At 64.9% G+C, this 17,150-nt stretch carries 11 protein-coding genes; 5 read left to right on the forward strand and 6 right to left on the reverse strand.

The genetic code is table 11. The annotated features are described in order from the left end of the window. Positions 1-21 precede the first annotated feature (21 nt). Positions 22-3,426, reverse strand: coding sequence for an ATP-binding protein (locus tag AC1DO7_RS17090; RefSeq protein WP_477116353.1), 3,405 nt, complete (start codon positions 3,424-3,426; stop codon positions 22-24). A gap of 596 nt (positions 3,427-4,022) precedes the next feature. On the opposite strand from AC1DO7_RS17090, the gene AC1DO7_RS17095 reads away from it, so the two are divergent. After that, positions 4,023-4,241 carry a hypothetical protein gene (locus tag AC1DO7_RS17095; protein ID WP_477116354.1) on the forward strand — a complete coding sequence of 73 codons (219 nt, stop codon included), beginning with the start codon at positions 4,023-4,025 and terminating at the stop codon, positions 4,239-4,241. A 113-nt stretch (positions 4,242-4,354) separates the two neighbouring features. After that, complete coding sequence (locus AC1DO7_RS17100) at positions 4,355-6,901, forward strand: P-loop NTPase family protein (RefSeq protein WP_477116355.1); 2,547 nt, start codon at positions 4,355-4,357, stop codon at positions 6,899-6,901. Between the two features lie 109 nt (positions 6,902-7,010). Here the strand turns inward: AC1DO7_RS17100 and AC1DO7_RS17105 are convergent, their stop codons facing one another. From AC1DO7_RS17105 to tauA, 3 genes are all read right to left on the reverse strand, one after another. Continuing rightward, entirely contained in the window at positions 7,011-7,886 is an 876-nt protein-coding gene (locus AC1DO7_RS17105) for an ABC transporter permease subunit (protein WP_441621187.1), read from the reverse strand. A gap of 10 nt (positions 7,887-7,896) precedes the next feature. Beyond that, a complete protein-coding gene (locus AC1DO7_RS17110; protein ID WP_441621189.1) occupies positions 7,897-8,673 on the reverse strand; it encodes a taurine ABC transporter ATP-binding protein in 777 nt (258 codons plus the stop codon). Between the two features lie 97 nt (positions 8,674-8,770). Then, positions 8,771-9,781 (reverse strand): taurine ABC transporter substrate-binding protein, encoded by a 1,011-nt coding sequence (tauA, locus tag AC1DO7_RS17115; RefSeq protein ID WP_441621191.1) that lies wholly within the window; start codon positions 9,779-9,781, stop codon positions 8,771-8,773. Between the two features lie 450 nt (positions 9,782-10,231). Here tauA and xsc point away from each other — a divergent pair, with 450 nt between their 5' ends. The 3 genes from xsc to AC1DO7_RS17130 are packed head-to-tail and all read left to right on the forward strand — an operon-like array spanning position 10,232 to position 13,957. Beyond that, positions 10,232-12,100 (forward strand): sulfoacetaldehyde acetyltransferase, encoded by a 1,869-nt coding sequence (gene xsc / locus AC1DO7_RS17120; RefSeq protein WP_477116356.1) that lies wholly within the window; start codon positions 10,232-10,234, stop codon positions 12,098-12,100. Positions 12,101-12,119: 19 nt separating this feature from the next. After that, complete coding sequence (gene pta / locus AC1DO7_RS17125) at positions 12,120-13,175, forward strand: phosphate acetyltransferase (RefSeq protein WP_441624399.1); 1,056 nt, start codon at positions 12,120-12,122, stop codon at positions 13,173-13,175. Further along, on the forward strand, positions 13,172-13,957 hold the full coding sequence (locus AC1DO7_RS17130; protein WP_477116357.1) for a sulfite exporter TauE/SafE family protein: 786 nt from the start codon (positions 13,172-13,174) through the stop codon (positions 13,955-13,957). Before pta ends, AC1DO7_RS17130 begins: the two co-directional genes overlap by 4 nt. 136 nt (positions 13,958-14,093) lie before the next feature. On the opposite strand, the gene AC1DO7_RS17135 is transcribed toward AC1DO7_RS17130, so the two are convergent. Further along, positions 14,094-15,815 (reverse strand): cobaltochelatase CobT-related protein, encoded by a 1,722-nt coding sequence (locus tag AC1DO7_RS17135; RefSeq protein ID WP_477116358.1) that lies wholly within the window; start codon positions 15,813-15,815, stop codon positions 14,094-14,096. Continuing rightward, on the reverse strand, positions 15,815-16,780 hold the full coding sequence (locus tag AC1DO7_RS17140; protein WP_441624401.1) for an AAA family ATPase: 966 nt from the start codon (positions 16,778-16,780) through the stop codon (positions 15,815-15,817). Before AC1DO7_RS17140 ends, AC1DO7_RS17135 begins: the two co-directional genes overlap by 1 nt. Positions 16,781-17,150: the final 370 nt, after the last annotated feature.

Genomic DNA, 17,150 nt, shown 5'->3' on the forward strand with positions numbered 1-17,150 from the left:
AACAGAATAAAGATTGCGGACTTACATCCGGCCTTCGATCGCGGCATCCAGCAGGGCCTTGGCCTGCTGCCAGTCGGCGGTGTCGAACCCTTCCGTGAAGGACGCGTGAATCCCGGCCAGCGTCTGCCGCGCGGCTTCCGCCTTGTCCTGGTGTTCCCATAGCCGGGCGAGGCTCAGCGCCGCGCGCAGCTCAAGCGACTTCCCGCCTTGCTGCCGGGCAATCGCGATGGCCCGATGAAAACACGCTTCCGCCGCTTCAGGGTCGGCGGACCCGCCCGGCCGATGGAGAAGCAATTCCCCCTGGAGCCGATGCAGTTCCGCTTCGTAGTGGCGTTCCCGCGTATTGCCGATCATGGAGAGCCCGTCGGCCAGCACGTCGAGTCCGGCCTCGGTTTGTCCGGCGTCCTCGTAGACCTGGGCCAGCAGGGCCAGGAAATAAGGCCGGCCCAGCTCGGCCCCCGTGGCCTGGTAGGCGGCCAGGCCACGGCGGATCTGGACGATGCCCTCTTCACGGCTCCCCTGTTCGGCCAACGCCCAACCCCGCAGGATGGTGCCCCATGCGAGCCAGAAGGGAAACCCGTGCTCGGTCGAGAGCGTGATGGCGGCTTCGGCGCACTCCCTGGTCAGTTGTACGTCGCGCCGGTACTGATGCAGCTCGGCCGCAAAGGCCAGGCCGAGCGCGAGGCTGAAAGGATGCGTAATCTTCCGGGCCAGGGTCAGTGCATCCTGGGTGGCCTGGCTGGCTTGCGCCGGCAGGCCAAGATGCCATAAGACCCATGCCAGGAGGCTGCGGCCACGGACCCCGTAATCCTGACCGAACAGTGCGCCAGGGGCGATCGACTCAGGTTCATAGTGGGCAAGCCCACGCTCCAGGTGCGCCCGCGCCTCGTGGAACTCGCCCAGGTATAGTGAAGTGCCTCCCAGCGCAACGTGCGCCTGTCCGAGCAACGCCGTATCTTGCGCATCCTCGGCAAACCTGAGCAGCGCCTCCCCTAGCACATACGCGGTTTCGTGCTGCGCACGAAGCGAATAGAAAGCGCGCATTCCCAACTTCACCTCGAAGCGCTGAGGGGTGTTGCCAGCGAGTTCGCACAAGGTCAGCGCCCGGGTATAGGTGGCCTCCACCTCCGGCGAGGCATAACCTCTCGCGGCAATCAGGGCGGGCCCCAGCGTGACGCGCAATGCAAGCTCCTGGCCTGCGCGCTCCGGCGTGTCGGGCAGGCGCTCGAGCAGTTCCAGGGCCGTACTCAGGTGACGGATGGCATCGAGATGCGCCGAACGCTCAACGGCCTGACGCCCGGCACAATGCAGGTACTCCACCGCCTTGGGGATGTTGCCGCTGTGACTGTAGTGATGGGCCAGTTCGCTGCAGTGGCCTTTCAACTGCTGACGGAAGAGGGCCTCGATGGCCCGCCCCGTGCGTTCATGCAATGCGCAGCGCTGTTCCGAGAGCAGGGAGTTGCCCGCGACCTCCTGAGTCAGCGCGTGCCTGAACGCATACTCCACCTCCGGAAAGGCGGGTTGCCCGTAGATAAACTCTCCGGCCTGCAGACCGGCCAACAACGGATACAGGCGGTCTTCCGGCTGCCCGGTGACCTGCCGGATCAGGCTCAACGGGAATGCCTTGCCGATCACGGCCAGGGTCTGCAACAGTTCCTTCTGCGCGGATGGCAGCCGATCCATGCGCGCCGCGAGCACGCCCTGTACCGTGGTCGGAATATGCAGCGCGGCCGGGGTCTTCTCGATGCGGTACCGGCCGGGCTCACCGAGCAGCGCCTTTTCCTCGGCGAGGGTCTGGACGACCTCCTCCATGAAGAAGGGGTTGCCCTCGGTTTTTTCCAGGATGAGCTGCCTGAGCGGCCCGAGACCGGGGTCATCGCCCAGCAAGCCGCCGAGCAGGCCTTGCGCCTCGGCAGGACCAAGCGGGGCGAGCCGCAATTCCGTGCAATTGTCCTGCCTGACCCAGGCGGGCTGGTACTCGGCGCGGTAGTTCACAAGGAGGAGAATCCGGGCATCCGCCGCCCGCTCGACGAGGTAAGCGAGAAAGGCTTCTGTCTCGTTATCCAGCCATTGCAGGTCTTCGAACAGCAGCTCAATGGGCTGATTCCGGCTTTCTCGCTCCAGCAGGCGCGTGATCGCCTCGAACGTGCGCTCGCGCCGAAGGTCTGCGCCCATGTCCGCCAGCGCCGAGCCGGGCCCGACGATACCCAGCAGATAGAGCAGATAGGGCATGAGGTCCTCGAGGCTGCGCTCCAGCGTGAGGACCTTGCCCGTGACCTTCTCGTGGCATCGCCGCTTGTCGTCCTGGGCGGTGATCTGAAAGTAGTTCTTCAGGAGCTCGATCAGGGGCAGATAGGCAAAGGCTTTGCCATGCGAGACCGAAAAAGTCTCCAGCACCAGGGATCCGCTCTGCGAGCGCGCCTTGAACTCGTGGAACAGGYGCGACTTGCCGACGCCGGCCTCCCCCACCACCGCGACGATCTGCCCGTGCCCGGCCACGGACTGGTCCAGCGCCAGGTGCAGCGCCTCCAGTTCGGCTTCGCGGCCGACGAAGCGAGCCAGGCCGCGGTGAGCCGCCACCTGCAGGCGCGTGCGCAACGCCCCGAGACCCAGCACCTCGTAGACCACGAGCGGTTTGGGGATGCCTTTGACCAGGGCCTCTCCCAGCGCCTTGAACTCGAAATACCCTTCGGCGAGCTTGTGGGTGGATTCGCTGACGAGAATGGATGTGGGCGCAGCCATTGTTTCAATCCGCGCGGCAATGTGGATCGTGTGCCCCACCGGATCATAGTCAGTGTGCAGGTCGTCCTTGCGGATCGAGCGCACGACCACCTCGCCCGTGTGGACGCCCACCCGGATCTGCAGCGAGATGCCCTGCTCCAGCCGGAGCCGGTCGCTGTGCCGGCGCATCGCCTCCTGCATGCGCAGCGCCGCGAACAATGCGCGCTGGGTATGGTCCTCATGCGCGATCGGTGCGCCGAACAGCGCGAGAATGCCGTCGCCCAATGACTTGGCCACGTACCCCTCGTAGTAATGCACGGCCTCCATCATCAGCTCGATGACGGGGGTGATCAGGTGATGGGCCTCTTCCGGGTCCAGGTCGTGGATCAGGGTGGTCGAGCCCGCCATATCGGCAAACAGGACGGTGATTGTCTTGYGTTCGCCAGCGGTATCTCCCCGGGCTTCCAGCGCCGCCTGCTCGGCCCGGATACGCTCGGCCAGATGCGGTGGCGTGTAATGAACGGGGGCGGCGGCGGCGGGTTGCGGCAATTCACTGACGGGCTCGCCGCAAGCACTGCAGAAGCGCGCCGTCGGATTCATTTCGTGGCCACAGCGCACGCAGAGACGCGGGAGCCGGTTGCCGCACTGCTCACAAAAACTGGCGCCAACGGCATTCTCGAGCTCACAATTTGTGCAGCGCGCCATAGATGCTCCCTGGACGTCCTCCAGGTAATTAAACGCCCCCTTGCCTGTCGTCGCAAGACTGGGTCGCCGCCGCGCTGTCGGGGTGGTCTCCGACCCGAATTTGGGCCTCGCCGCGAACGCCTCAGGGCACTCGCCACTGGGTCGTTGTGGAAGCGGCGTCGAAGGCGGTAGACGGTAGTCCAATGGACCCTTAGGCGTTTTCCCGCGACGAGGGCTTGCTGCCGAGTAAGCGGTGCGTTAGCCACTGGTTTCAATTGGCGAGCGGCGGAAAATTCTCGCTCGGTGGGCGCCCGCGTAGTGCAACGTTGCGCGATCGCAACGCACCCAATAAGGTACTTCAACCTGAATTCCAGGTGGAATCAATGGGTTACCCGCGCATGCCTTCTATCTCCAATCATATTTCATTGAGTTAAGTTGAGAAATTTCAGATTTTCTATTTAGAAATTTTTTACGCCATAAATCTCAATTCGGAAATTTCAGATTTTATCATCCAAACCTTAATAACAATGGTTAACCCTATTTATCAACCAATTATTAATTTCAATACTTGAATCCGGCGGTTGGCGGCCGAAGGTTCTCACCCGCCAACTTGGCTGGTGATCCTACCCACCAAGGCAGCCTCGACACGACATTATGGCGAATCTCGTTGGCGTGAAACTCAAGACGGCACGGAACTTGTCCCCATCAGGGTTGAACTTGGCGTAGTCGCCCGATTTTTTGATCGGCGTGCGACCACCCTCACCGAGCACGTTGCAGACCTGCGCGAGTACAAGTTAAACCGCGCCTTCGACACCTATGCCAAGACATCATCTTGAACTCGCCGCGCGCCCCTTCCCGATTCTCGCTACAGCCCTTCTCACTGTTCTACTGCGCGTTGAAGTGCGCTAGCTTCGCGGCCCAGTACGCTCTTTTTTTTGTAGTTGCTCTCATGCTTCGCGATCCAAGCCCGCGCGCTTTGATATTGATCTCCATCCTGGGATTGGTTCGTATCTTTCTCGGCCGGGTCCTCGCTCGCTTGGTTGCCAGTTCCATCACCATGGCTAGCGATCATCTCCAGCATTGCGCCAGAGTGCACAAATACGACGACGGGGATCAGGCGAGGACCCTATACAGATTCCTTCAACAGCGGTTGGATTTTGCACTGGCAAGGGAGGATCTTGTCGGGAATTTTATAGCAATAGTTGCCACGCTGGCGATAATAGGATCATTTTTTAATTTGCAAGCGTTAGGTGTTTTGATTGGCGTGGCTCTGGTAAGCGGGATGGTATTTGTACTGCAATGGATTAGCGTCTACGCCTTGTTGCGCGTCAATGAAACGGTTACAAGCCGGAACGCAGAGTTCAACACACTTATCGCCAGGAGACTCGGAGTACTGGGGCTCGATGAAATGAAACAGGCGAGCGCCGCGCGCTTTGATGCTCTGAGTAGGCAGGAGCGTCTTTGGCGAGCACTCGACTCAGGCGCAAAGATTTCCGAGACCTACTTGGGAATACTACTGAGAATTCTTCCCTTGGCCGCGATTGGAGCAATTGGTGTCGTTCCTGGGATGTCACTCGGTGAGGCAGGTGTAACGGTGTTCTGGGTCTCGATGCCGCTGTTCGCGGCACTTCTCGCAATTCCGCGCGAGGTGCAGGCGTGGAAAGCACTTAAGAGCGCTCAAGCGCATATCGATGCGACGTGTAGCCGGATTCCGGTAGGGAATTCATCATGCGTTACCTTCGACGGCAAGGACACCATCTGGGCGGCGCCGCTGTACGTGAATCTGTTGGGCCGGGGTCCACTACGATGCCGGCTTYTTCGTCGGCTCGGGATGTGGGGCGAGCTTGGCCTGGGAGAACTTCCAACGCCCTTTGAGAAATTGCTAGCGCCTGACGAACTGTCGGAGGGCCAAAAGCAAAGATTGCTCCTGATCCGATCCGTGTGTTGCGCAGTAGATCGAGATGTGCCGCTGAGCCTGTCAACCCAGCTAATTTCACTCGATCTGCCAAATAGAATGAAAGCCAAAACGCTGTTGGATCAGCTTGTAACTGAAGGGGCGCTCAGGGTATGCGGTGCGGATGGAATTTCACGTGATGGATATTCTGAACTTTCAGAGCCTCGGAGTCATTTAGACCCGCCCCTAAGGGAAGCTCAGTCGCCAGATAGAAGCGGCAAAGCCCCGGTTATTCCGCGTTTTGTGCGCTGGTACTTTCCTGTCTTTATCCTCGCCGCCTATCTCGATGCGAATGTGGCACGCCTTATTGGAAGCCATGGTTCGTTGACACGTGAAGCCATCTGGTCAGCCATGGGAGCTTTCTCGCTCACGATACTTGGTGGGATGGCACTTGAGCATCATGTCAGGCGTAAAACCTTCAAGAGCCTTTCCCTTTCGATCTTCCGATCGTCGTCGCCAAACATAGAGATCGAGAGGAGAGTTCCCGTCGACCTCGACGTTGCACAAGAGGGCTTCTCGTACTACCTTCACGACTTTACTTGGGCTCTTGCTGTGTTTTCGCTTTTCGCTATGTCACTGGTTTTCGCGGCGGGCGCTTTGGGTATTGGTTTCATAGCTGGTTTTGTAATCCTGGTTTGGTTTTTTTACTCCAGGAACTACCGTGGAATTGTGTTGGCAAGAGAAAAAATGCTGGAGGCGAGTCGGACATTTGTGCTCACTATTCGCGATTGGGCGTCATTCGACCTGGCGACAGCTAGACTGGGCCAGACTACGCGAACTAGGCGGATGAGAGCCGTGCTGGCGTTGCCATCGCTCCAACGTTGGACCGAAGCCAAGGTACGGCTCTATCTAAAGAAGGTGGAGCTGGCGCTCCTACTCGAGGGGACCTTCCATATCCTGCTGATGCTGTGCCTCAGCTCTTTGCTGCTCGCGAAGGTGGAAGCCTCGCTTGCTGCGTTCCTTCTGTCCGCGCTCCTTGCCGTAGACCGGGAGTCCATCCGCCTCTTTGTGGCCGGTTCCGGCCTGCTAAGCACGGCATCATCTTTTCACGCAGTTTCCAACTTGCCGCTGGTAAACCGTATTCCTTGGGTGAGCCTTGAAGAGGGTGAGCAGGGAATCCGGCTCGCCGAAGCGCACTCCCCCCTGACAGGAATCCGTTATCCAGAGGTGAACTTCAATTTTGGAGTCAACTGGGTATTAGGCCGGTCGGGATGCGGGAAGACGACCCTGTTGACCGAATTGTTTTGGGCGTTACATCGCTGGGGGCGCACCGTCGCATTTTTTGGCAGACGCGAGATGACCGAGATTGGTCAGGGACGACGAGCAGACGCAGTTCTTCGTGAGCTTCTTGAGAATCACCAATGGCGAGCCGGGGGTACGCTGATCTTGGACGAGGCGTTGGAAGAGATCCACGAGGATGAATTAGAAAGCATCTACCATTTTCTTGATGTGTGGGGTCGTGATCATCGGGTCGTGATCCTGAACACAGACCATCGGACTTCGGCACAGACGCCGGGCTATAAGTATGTACTGCCGGGATAACCGACGCCGCTGGACACGGGAATGCTACGCGTCGGTTTGCCCAAGGTCATTGCATAAACAGAAACCGGGCGGAGCATGCCACCGCCCGGCAACCGGCAACCCTCGACCCTTACATCCTCCCCTTCCACGGCACCAGCCACGTCTCCATCTTGCGCATCAGCAGGTCGAAGGTATAGGCGATCAGGCCGATCAGCCCGATACCCATGATCACCACGTCGGTGCGCAGGAAGTTCGACGCATTCAGTACCATCTGCCCCAGCCCCGCCGTGGCGGCCACCATCTCGGCGGCGACCAGCGTGGTCCAGCCGAAGCCGATGGCGATGCGCATGCCCGTCAGGATGTCCGGCAGCGCGGCCGGGATCACCACATGGCGGATCACCTGCCACGGGTTGGCCCCCATCGAATACGCCGCGTTGATCTGCTCGATGGTGACCGAGCGCACGCCGGCCTGCGCCGACATGGCCAGCGGCGCGAAGCAGGCCAGGAAGATCAGCAGGATCTTGGAGGTTTCGTCGATGCCGAACCAGATCACGATCAGCGGCAGGTAGGCCAGCGGCGGCAGCGGACGGTAGAACTCGATGGGCGGATCGAACACGCCGCGGGCGATGCGCGACACGCCCATCATCACGCCGATCGGCACCGCCGTCACGGTGGCCAGCGCGAAGGCGCCGAACACGCGCACCATGCTGGCGCGGAAATGCTCGGTCAGCGGCAGGCCGCCTTGCACATTGCCGTTCCAGGCATCGATAAACGCGTTGATGATGGATTCCGGCGTGGGCAGGAACAGTGGCGGCAGCCAGCGCAGGTGGCTGGCGATCCACCACAGCGCCAGCAGCGACGCCACGGTGATGGTGGAGATGCGCGAACTGCTGCCTTCGCCGGGCAGGCGATAGCCGGAGACGGCCTTCATGCGGCGCGCGGCGGGCGCGGCGGCCACGGCACCGGCGCCCGGCGCAGGGTCGAGTCGTTGAACGGAAGCGGACATGGCGGGCTCCTCAGGGCGTGGCATGGATCAGGTTGACGATTTCTTCGCGATAGCGGATGAACTCCGGGTCGGACTTCACCTCGCGTGCATCGCCGCAGGCAATGTAGCGGCGCGCGAACGGCATCTCGTAGGTATGCGCGATGCGTCCCGGCGACGGCGTCATCACGATCAGGCGGGTGGCCAGGAAGAGCGCTTCCTCCACGCTGTGGGTGATGAAGAAAACGATCTTCTGCTCGGCCGCCCACAGCTTGAGGATCAGCGCCTGGATCGATTCGCGGGTGAGCGCATCCAGCGCGCCGAGCGGCTCGTCCATCAGCATCACCGCGGGATCGTTGGCCAGCGTGCGGGCAATGCCCACGCGCTGCTGCATGCCGCCGGACAGCTGGTAGACCGGCTTGGCCGCCACCTTCTCCAGTCCCACCAGCGCCAGCTTCTCCTGCGCGATGCGCAGGCGCTCGGCACGCGGCACGCCGCGCAGGCGCAGGCCCAGCGCCACGTTGTCCAGCACATTGAGCCAGGGCATCAGTGCATGCTTCTGGAACACCACGCCACGCTCGGCACCGGGGCCGTGCACGGATCTGCCGTCGAGGCGGATCTCGCCTTCCGAGGGCTGCATGAAACCGGCAATGCACGACAGCAGGGTCGTCTTGCCGCACCCGGAGGCGCCCAGCGCGACCACGAAGTCGCCGCGCTCCATGGTGAGATTGACCTGCGACAGGGCCAGCGTCTCGGCGCCGCCGCGGCCGCCGTAGTTCACGCTGAGGTTGTCGATTTCGAGTTTGGCCATAGCTGCAAACTTCCGAAGAGAGTGTGTCGAGGCCGCGCGGCGGGCATCGCCCGCGCCGCGGCAACCGTCCTTCATCGCGCCATGCGGCGCGCGCAGATCAGGCCGGCGTCTTGGCCAGCGCGCGCCGCACCCACTCGGCATTCACGCCCGGGCCATAGTCCGGCAACACGGTCTGGATGGTGCCCTGTTCCTTGAGGAATTGCGCCGCGGACTGCAGCGCCTTGGCCGCGCCGCCACCCAGCCAGCGCGGCGAGGCCTGCTCGTCGAGCGTGGGGAAGTTGTACAGCGCCATGCTGGCCGGCACCGCTTCAGCCTTGGCGCCCGATACCTTGGCGACAGCCTTCACCATGGGAGAGTCGGCACTCCAGCCGGCCTTGTCCTGCCGGTATTTTTCGTCCGCCGCGGCCAGGATCTTGACGAACTTGACCATGAACTCGGGGTTCTCGCGCGCGAACTTCTTGTTGGCGATCATGCCGTCGAAGGTGGCCTTGCCGGTCTCGCTGGCGATCTTGCCCGACGTCACCAGCACCTTGCCCGACTGCTTGAGCTTGGCCAGCACCGGATCCCAGATAAAGGTGGCATCGATGTCGCCGCGCTCCCAGGCCGCCGCCACTTCGGGCGGGCGCATGTTCATGATCTTGACGTCGCGCGGATTGATCCTGGCCTGCTCCAGCGCCACCAGCGTGTGGTAGTGCGTGGTGGAGACGAAGGGCACGCCCACCCGCTTGCCCTTGAGGTCGGCCACGCTGTTGATATTGCTGCCGTTGCGCGCCACCATGGCTTCGGCCGCATTGATGTCGTCAAGGATCCAGAACAGTTCCACGTCCAGCCCTTGCGACAGCGCCGAGGCAATCGGCGAGGTACCGGCTTCGCCGATGGCGATCTGGCCGGAAGCCATCGCCCGGATCACGTCGCCRCCACCGCCGAACTGGCGGAACGAAACCTTGTAGCCGGTCTGCTTCTCGACTTCCTTCATGTCCTGCGCATAGCGCCATGGCACCACCATGTCCTGGTAGGCGATCACGACTTCCCTGCTCTGCGCATAGGCGCCCGGGGCGACGACGGCCGCCAGCACTACGCTTGCTGCAAGCTGCTTGATCCAACGCATGATGAACCTCCTCAAGATTGACTGGGTTGCGTGCCGGCGTGCAGTGCCGTCTGGCGTGCTGCGCGAGTGCCGGCAACAGGGGCGTGGCACCGGGGCGGTGCCTGCTCGAGGAGGAAGAGGTAATAAGCATGAGGCATGCCGTGTCTCCGTCTGGTTGGGACGTCTTTGCGTCCTCTCGTTCTGGTGGCGTCCCGTTCTGCCGGCGGGATCGCCTCGGTCCGCTCCAAGCGCGGTGTAGCCCTATGGTAGGAAGCGTGCCCCGTTGCGGTTAGAGCCAGCCGGGGGTAACTGTGGGTCCACGACCAGATTTGGTTCACTTTAAGATACAAATCGTTCCGTTTATTTGAATTTCATGTTGACCATCGCTCGGTCTCATCCTACATTCGACTCACAAACACTTTTCGGAACGTTTGGTTCCGTTTTGAGATCGAAGCCCGGAGACCCACCACCATGAGCGAACACCTCCCCGAATCCCTGCGCCAGGCCACCACCGACGCCCCCGCCACCACCGGCCCGCAGGCCATGACCCCCTCGGAAGCCTTTGTCGAAACCCTCGCCGCCAACGGCGTCACCGACATGACCCTCGCCGCCAACGGCGTCACCGACATGTTCGGCATCATGGGCTCCGCCTTCATGGACGCCATGGACATCTTCGCCCCCGCCGGCATCCGCCTCATCCCCGTGGTGCACGAGCAGGGCGCCGGCCACATGGCCGACGGCTATTCCCGCGTCTCCGGCCGCCACGGCGTCGTCATCGGCCAGAACGGCCCCGGCATCAGCAACTGCGTCACCGCCATCGCCGCCGCCTACTGGGCCCACAGCCCCGTGGTCATCGTCACCCCCGAGGCCGGCACCATGGGCATCGGCCTCGGCGGCTTCCAGGAAGCCAAGCAGCTGCCGATGTTCCAGGAGTTCACCAAGTACCAGGGCCATGTCACCCACCCGGCACGCATGGCCGAGTTCACCGGCCGCTGCTTCGACCGCGCCATGGCCGAGATGGGACCCACCCAGCTCAATATCCCGCGCGACTACTTCTACGGCCAGATCCAGGCCGAGATCCCCCGCCCGCAGCGCCTGGACCGCGGCCCCGGCGGCGAACAACGCCTCAACGAAGCCGCCGAGCTGCTCGCCCAGGCCAGGTTCCCCGTCATCATCTCCGGCGGCGGCGTGGTCATGGCCGATGCCATCGCCGAATGCCAGGCACTCGCCGAGCGCCTCGGCGCGCCGGTGGTCAACAGCTACCTGCATAACGATTCCTTCCCCGCCAGCCATCCGCTGTGGTGCGGCCCGCTCGGCTACCAGGGCTCCAAGGCCGCCATGAAGCTGCTCGCCCGCGCCGACGTGGTGGTCGCCCTCGGCTCGCGCCTCGGACCCTTCGGCACCCTGCCCCAGCACGGCATGGACTACTGGCCCAAGCAGGCCAAGATCATCCAGATCGATGCCGACCACAAGATGCTCGGCCTGGTCAAGAAGATCTCCGTGGGCATCTGCGGCGACGCCAAGGCCGCCGCCGTGGCGCTGACCGGGCGCCTGGCCGGGCGCACCCTGGTGTGCGACGCCTCGCGCGAAGAGCGCGCCGGCCAGATCGCCGCCGAGAAGGCCGCCTGGGAGAAAGAGCTCGACGAATGGACCCACGAGCGCGACCCCTACAGCCTGGACATGATCGAGGAGCAGAAGCAGGAGCGCACGCCCAATGGCGGCCACTACCTGCATCCGCGCCAGGTGCTGCGCGAGCTGGAGAAAGCCATGCCCGAGGACGTGATGGTCTCCACCGACATCGGCAATATCAACTCGGTGGCCAACAGCTACCTGCGCTTCAACAAGCCGCGCAGCTTCTTCGCCGCCATGAGCTGGGGCAACTGCGGCTACGCCTTCCCCACCATCATCGGCGCCAAGGTGGCCGCGCCCCACCGCCCGGCCGTGTCCTATGCCGGCGACGGCGCCTGGGGCATGAGCCTGATGGAGACCATGACCTGCGTGCGCCACAATATCCCGGTCACCGCCGTGGTGTTCCACAACCGCCAGTGGGGCGCCGAGAAGAAGAACCAGGTCGACTTCTACAACCGCCGCTTCGTCGCGGGGGAGCTGGACAACCAAAGCTTCGCCGAGATCGCCCGCGCCATGGGCGCCGAGGGCATCGTGGTGGACAAGCTCGAAGACGTGGGCCCGGCGCTCAAGCGCGCCATCGATCTGCAGATGAATCACGGCAAGACCACCATCATCGAGATCATGTGCACCCGCGAGCTCGGCGACCCGTTCCGCCGCGATGCGCTCGCCAAGCCCGTGCGCACCCTCGACAAGTACAAGGACTTCGTCTGAGTCCCTGGAGCCCGACCCAATGAAAGCGATCAACCGCATCATCGAGCGCGCCCGCGCCGCGCCCCGGCGCATCGTGCTGTGCGAGGCCGAAGACCCGCGCATCCTGCAGGCCGCGCAACGCGCCAGCCGCGAGGCCATTGCCCGCATCGTGCTGGTGGGCGACGCGGCGCGCATCCGCCAGGCCGCCGCCGGCGACGGCATCGACCTGGCCGGCATGGACCTGATCGACCCTGCCACCTCCGCGCTCACACCGTCGTTCGCGCACAAGCTGTTCGCGCTGCGCGGCAGGAAGGGCATGACGCTGGAGCAAGCGAAGCGCGAGGTGCTCAAGCCGCTGTGCTTCGCCAACCTGATGGTGCGCCTGGGCCATGCCGACGGCTCGGTGGCCGGCGCGGTGCACACCACCGCCGACGTGGTGCGCACCGCCATCCAGATCATCGGCATCGATCCCGCGTTCAGGCTGGTGTCGAGTTTTTTCCTGATGATGCTCTGCGAACCGTTCCATGCCTTGAAGGGCGGACTGATCTTTTCCGATTGCGGGCTGGTGGTGGACCCCGATGCCGGCGAGCTGGCCGAGATCGCCATGGCCGCGGCCGACAGCGCGCAGAGCCTGCTGATGGATGCGCCGCGCGTGGCGATGCTGTCGTTCTCCACCAGCGGCAGCGCCAGGCACGCGGCGGTCGACAAGGTGGTGGAGGCAACCCGCCTGGTGCAGGAACGGCGCCCCGCGCTGGCGATCGACGGCGACGTGCAGCTCGACGCGGCCATCGTGGCCGAGATCGCCGCGAAGAAGATCGCGCATTCGAAGGTGGAAGGCCGCGCCAATGTGCTGGTCTTCCCCAACCTGGAAGCCGGCAATATCGGCTACAAGCTGGCCGAGCGCGTGGGCGGCGCCAAGGCCATCGGGCCGCTGCTGCAGGGCCTGCAGCAGCCGGCCAACGACCTGTCGCGCGGCTGCAGCGCCGACGACGTCTACTACGTGATCGCGGTCACGGCGGTGCAGGCCCAGGCCGCCGCCGCGCAGACACGGCCCCCCCAGCCCGCCGGGAACGCCATGGCCGCGTCACTGCCATGAGCACCGAACACCTGCTGCCGCTGCTCGCGCTGATGGGCGCGGCAAGCTACTTCCAGACCGTGACCGGCTTCGGCCTCGGCATGATCGTGATGGGCGCGACCAGCGGCCTCGGCCTGGCGCCGGTGGCCAGCGTGGCCATGGTGGTCAGCCTGGTGACGCTGGCCAACAGCGCGGTGGCCCTGCCCGGCAAGCTGCATCACGTCGACTGGCGCGCGGTGGGCGCGGCCACGCTGGGCATCCTGCCGTCGGTGGTGGCGGGCGTGCTGCTGCTCGACTACCTGAGCAGCAGCGCGTCGGGCATCCTGCAATGGCTGCTGGGAGCGGTGGTGCTGTATGGCGGCCTGAGCGCGGCGCTGCGCCCCGCCCCGCTGCGGCAACGCTCCGGCGACCGCAGCTTCTTCATGAGCGGCGTCTTCGGCGGCCTGCTCAGCGGCATGTTCGGCGTCTCCGGGCCGCCGCTGATCTTCCAGTTCTATCGCCAGCCCTTGTCGCTGGTGGAAATCCGCTGCGCGCTGATCCTGGTGTTCACGGCGACTTCCGTCACGCGCACGCTGTTCAGCGCCTGGCAGGGGCAGCTCGGCGCCGATATCTGGCTCGAGGCCGCGCTGGCCGTGCCCGTGGTGGCGCTGACGACGATCGCTGCGCGGCGCTATCCGCCGCCGCTTTCGGCGCTGGCGACGCGGCGCATCGCCTTCGGCGTGCTGGTGGTGATCGGGGCTTACCTGATGCTGCCGGGGCTGCTGCGGCTGGCGGCGATGGGCACGGCTTGCTRTAGCGCCTGAGCGCGGGGCAGGCCGTTCGCCGCCCCGCGCCATGCGCACGTCCGTTCCGGGCGACGGTTCCGGCCGGCGGTTCCGGGCGGCGGTTCCGGGCGGCGGTTCCGGCCGGCGGTTCCGGGCGGCGGTTCCGGGCGGCGGTTCAGCCGCGCCCGCCGATCCATCGCACGATCTCGGCGAACACCGGCATGGCCGGCGCCACCGACAGGTCCAGCGCCAGGCAGCGGCGGTAATAGGGGCTGAGGTCCAGCCCGACGCCCAGGCCCAGCACTTCCACGCCGCGCGGCGTGTCGTGGCGCGCCACCACTTCCTTCAGGTGGTTGTCCAGGTACCAGGCATCGTTGGCATGCCCCGTGGCGGTATCCATCGGGCTGCCGTCGGAGATCACGATCAGGATCCGCCGCGTCTCGGCGCGCGCCAGCAGGCGCGCGCAGGCCCATTCGACAGCCTCGCCGTCCACCCCTTCGCGGAACAGGTCGGCCTTGAACAGCGCGGCGATACCGGCGCGGGCGCGGCGCCAGGGGCTTGCCGCGTCCTTGAACACCATGTGGCAGGTTTCGTTCAGGCGGCCGGGATGCGCGGGGCGGCCCCGCGCCAGCCAGTCGAGCCGGGCGCGGCCACCGTTCCAGGCGCCGGTGGTGAAGCCGAGCACCTCGCTGGCCACGCCGGCCTGGTCGAGCRCGCGCGCGAGCACGTCCACCAGCATGGCCACCCGCTCGATATGCGCCTTCATCGAGCCGGAGCAATCGATCAGCAGGCTGACCGCGCAGTCCGCCTGCAGCTTGTGGCGCTCCAGGCGGAACAGCCGCCGCTCGGCCGGCGAGCTGACCAGTTGCGCCAGGCGCCGGCCATCGATGCGGCCGTGCTCCTCGCCGAACGACCAGCCATCGCGCTGCGGCACGGCCAGCGCCGCGCTCAGCGCCCGCGCCAGCCGGGCCACATGGATGCTTTGCTCGGCAATGCGGCGGTCGAGACGTTCGCGATACTCGGCAAGCAAGGCCTTGCGGACCAGCTTGCCGGGCGCGATCTCGCGGTCGTAGCGGGTGGTGTAGGCGCGATAGCCGCCGGCCGCGGCCTGCAGCACGCGGCTGGTGCCCGTCGCCGCCGGGGCCATCGCCTCGTGCTCATCGTCCTCGCAACCGAGCGCCAGCGAAAACGCCACGCGCACGGCTTGCTCATCCTGCTCGTCCCCGGTGCCGTCCTGCGCCTGCGCCGCGCGGGCAGAGCGCAACATGTCGCCAAGCAGCCTGGCGATCGCCAGCGCATGCGCGGCGAACGCGCCCTGTTCCGCGCGATGCCGGCGCAAGCCCGCCAGCGGCACGCCGAGCACCGGCACGATGGCGGCCCGCGTGGCTTCGATCAGGTCCTCGGTGTCCGGCAGCACCGGCCAGCCCGAAAGCCGCGACCACGCGATCTGCGCCACCGTGTACAGCAGGATGCCCAGCTGGGTCTCGGCCAGGCCGGCGCGATGGAAGGCGCGCGACCAGGCTTCGAAGCGGTGCCTCAGGTTCTGCGCCAGGCCCGGCATGCCGGCCGGCGGCAGCGACTCGCAGCGCAGTTGCTCCAGCAACTCGAACACCAGCCGCTCGACCGGATCGCCCGGGCACAGCTGGCGGTGCAGTTCCGGCTCGGAGCGCGCCAGGCGCAAGGCGGCGCCGTCCGCCGCGCCGCGCAGGGATGCAAAGTCGTCGGCCTGCGCATCGGTGCGCATGTGGGGCGCGTGCAGCGGCAGCGGCCGGGTGCCCCGGCACAGGCGGCCGACGCGATAGTGCAGCGCGGCGTCGCCGGTGAGGGCGCGCACTGCTGCCGCGCACAGCGCTTCGCGCTGCTGATGGCGGCGCGCCGCCTGGCGGTCCGCCGCCATCAGCGCGGCTCCGGCGCGGCTTCGCGCGCGGGATCCAGTTCCCGCCCGAAGCAGCGCTGGAAGTACTCGGCCACCACCGGCCGCTCGGCGTCGTCGCATTTGTTGAGAAAACTCAGCCGGAAGGCCAGCGCCGGATCGCGGAAGATCTGGCAGTTCTCCGCCCAGCTGATCACGGTACGCGGCGACATCAGCGTGGAGAGGTCTCCCGTGGCAAAGCCCTTGCGCGTGAGCTCCGCCACGCTCACCATGGATTCGACCAGCGCGCGCCCGGCCTCGCCTGCCAGTTCCGGCACCCGCGCCAGCACGATGCCCGCCTCTTCCGCGCGCGGCAGGTAGTTCAGCGTGGCCACCACGTTCCAGCGGTCCATCTGCGCGTGGTTGAGCATCTGCGTGCCGTGGTACATGCCGTTCAGGTTGCCCAGCCCCACGGTGTTGGTGGTGGCGAACATGCGGAAGGCGGGATGGGGATGGATCACGCGGTTCTGGTCGAGCAGCGTGAACTTGCCGTCGCGCTCCAGCATGCGCTGGATCACGAACATCACATCCGGGCGCCCGGCGTCGTATTCGTCGAAGATCAGCGCCACCGGGCGCTGCAATGCCCAGGGCACGATCCCTTCCTGGAATTCCGTGACCTGCCGCCCGTCGCGCACGACGATGGCGTCCTTGCCGACCAGGTCGAGCCGGCTGATATGCCCGTCGAGGTTCACGCGCACGCACGGCCAGTTCAGGCGAGCCGCCACCTGCTCGACATGGGTCGATTTGCCGGTGCCGTGCAGGCCCTGCACCATCACGCGGCGGTCGCGGGTAAAGCCCGCCAGGATCGCCAGCGTCACTTCGGGGTTGAAACGGTAGGCCGGATCGATCTCCGGCACATGGTCGTCGCGTTCGCGGAACGCCGGCACCATCAGGCCCGAATCGATGCCGAACAGGGTGCGAGCCGCGACCATTGTGTCCGGCTTGCCCATCACGATTTCGCTCACTTCGCTCTCCTCCGCACCTTGTCGTCGCGGCGGCGCGCATGCGCCGCCAGCCGCGGGTCACCCGCGCTTTGACCTATCTTAGTACGGTTTCTATTTTAGAGACAAATCATTCCGTTTATTGATTTTCCCTATTGACCATCGCGAACTACCGACCTACAGTTCGTCAAACACACAGTATCCGGAACAAATCGTTCCGTTTTGAATTCAAGCCCGGAGACCCACCACCATGAGCGAACACCTCCCCGAATCCCTGCGCCAGGCCACCACCGACGCCCCCGCCACCACCGGCCCGCAGGCCATGACCCCCTCGGAAGCCTTTGTCGAAACCCTCGCCGCCAACGGCGTCACCGACATG

Source organism: Cupriavidus sp. 05N40 (assembly GCF_056397305.1).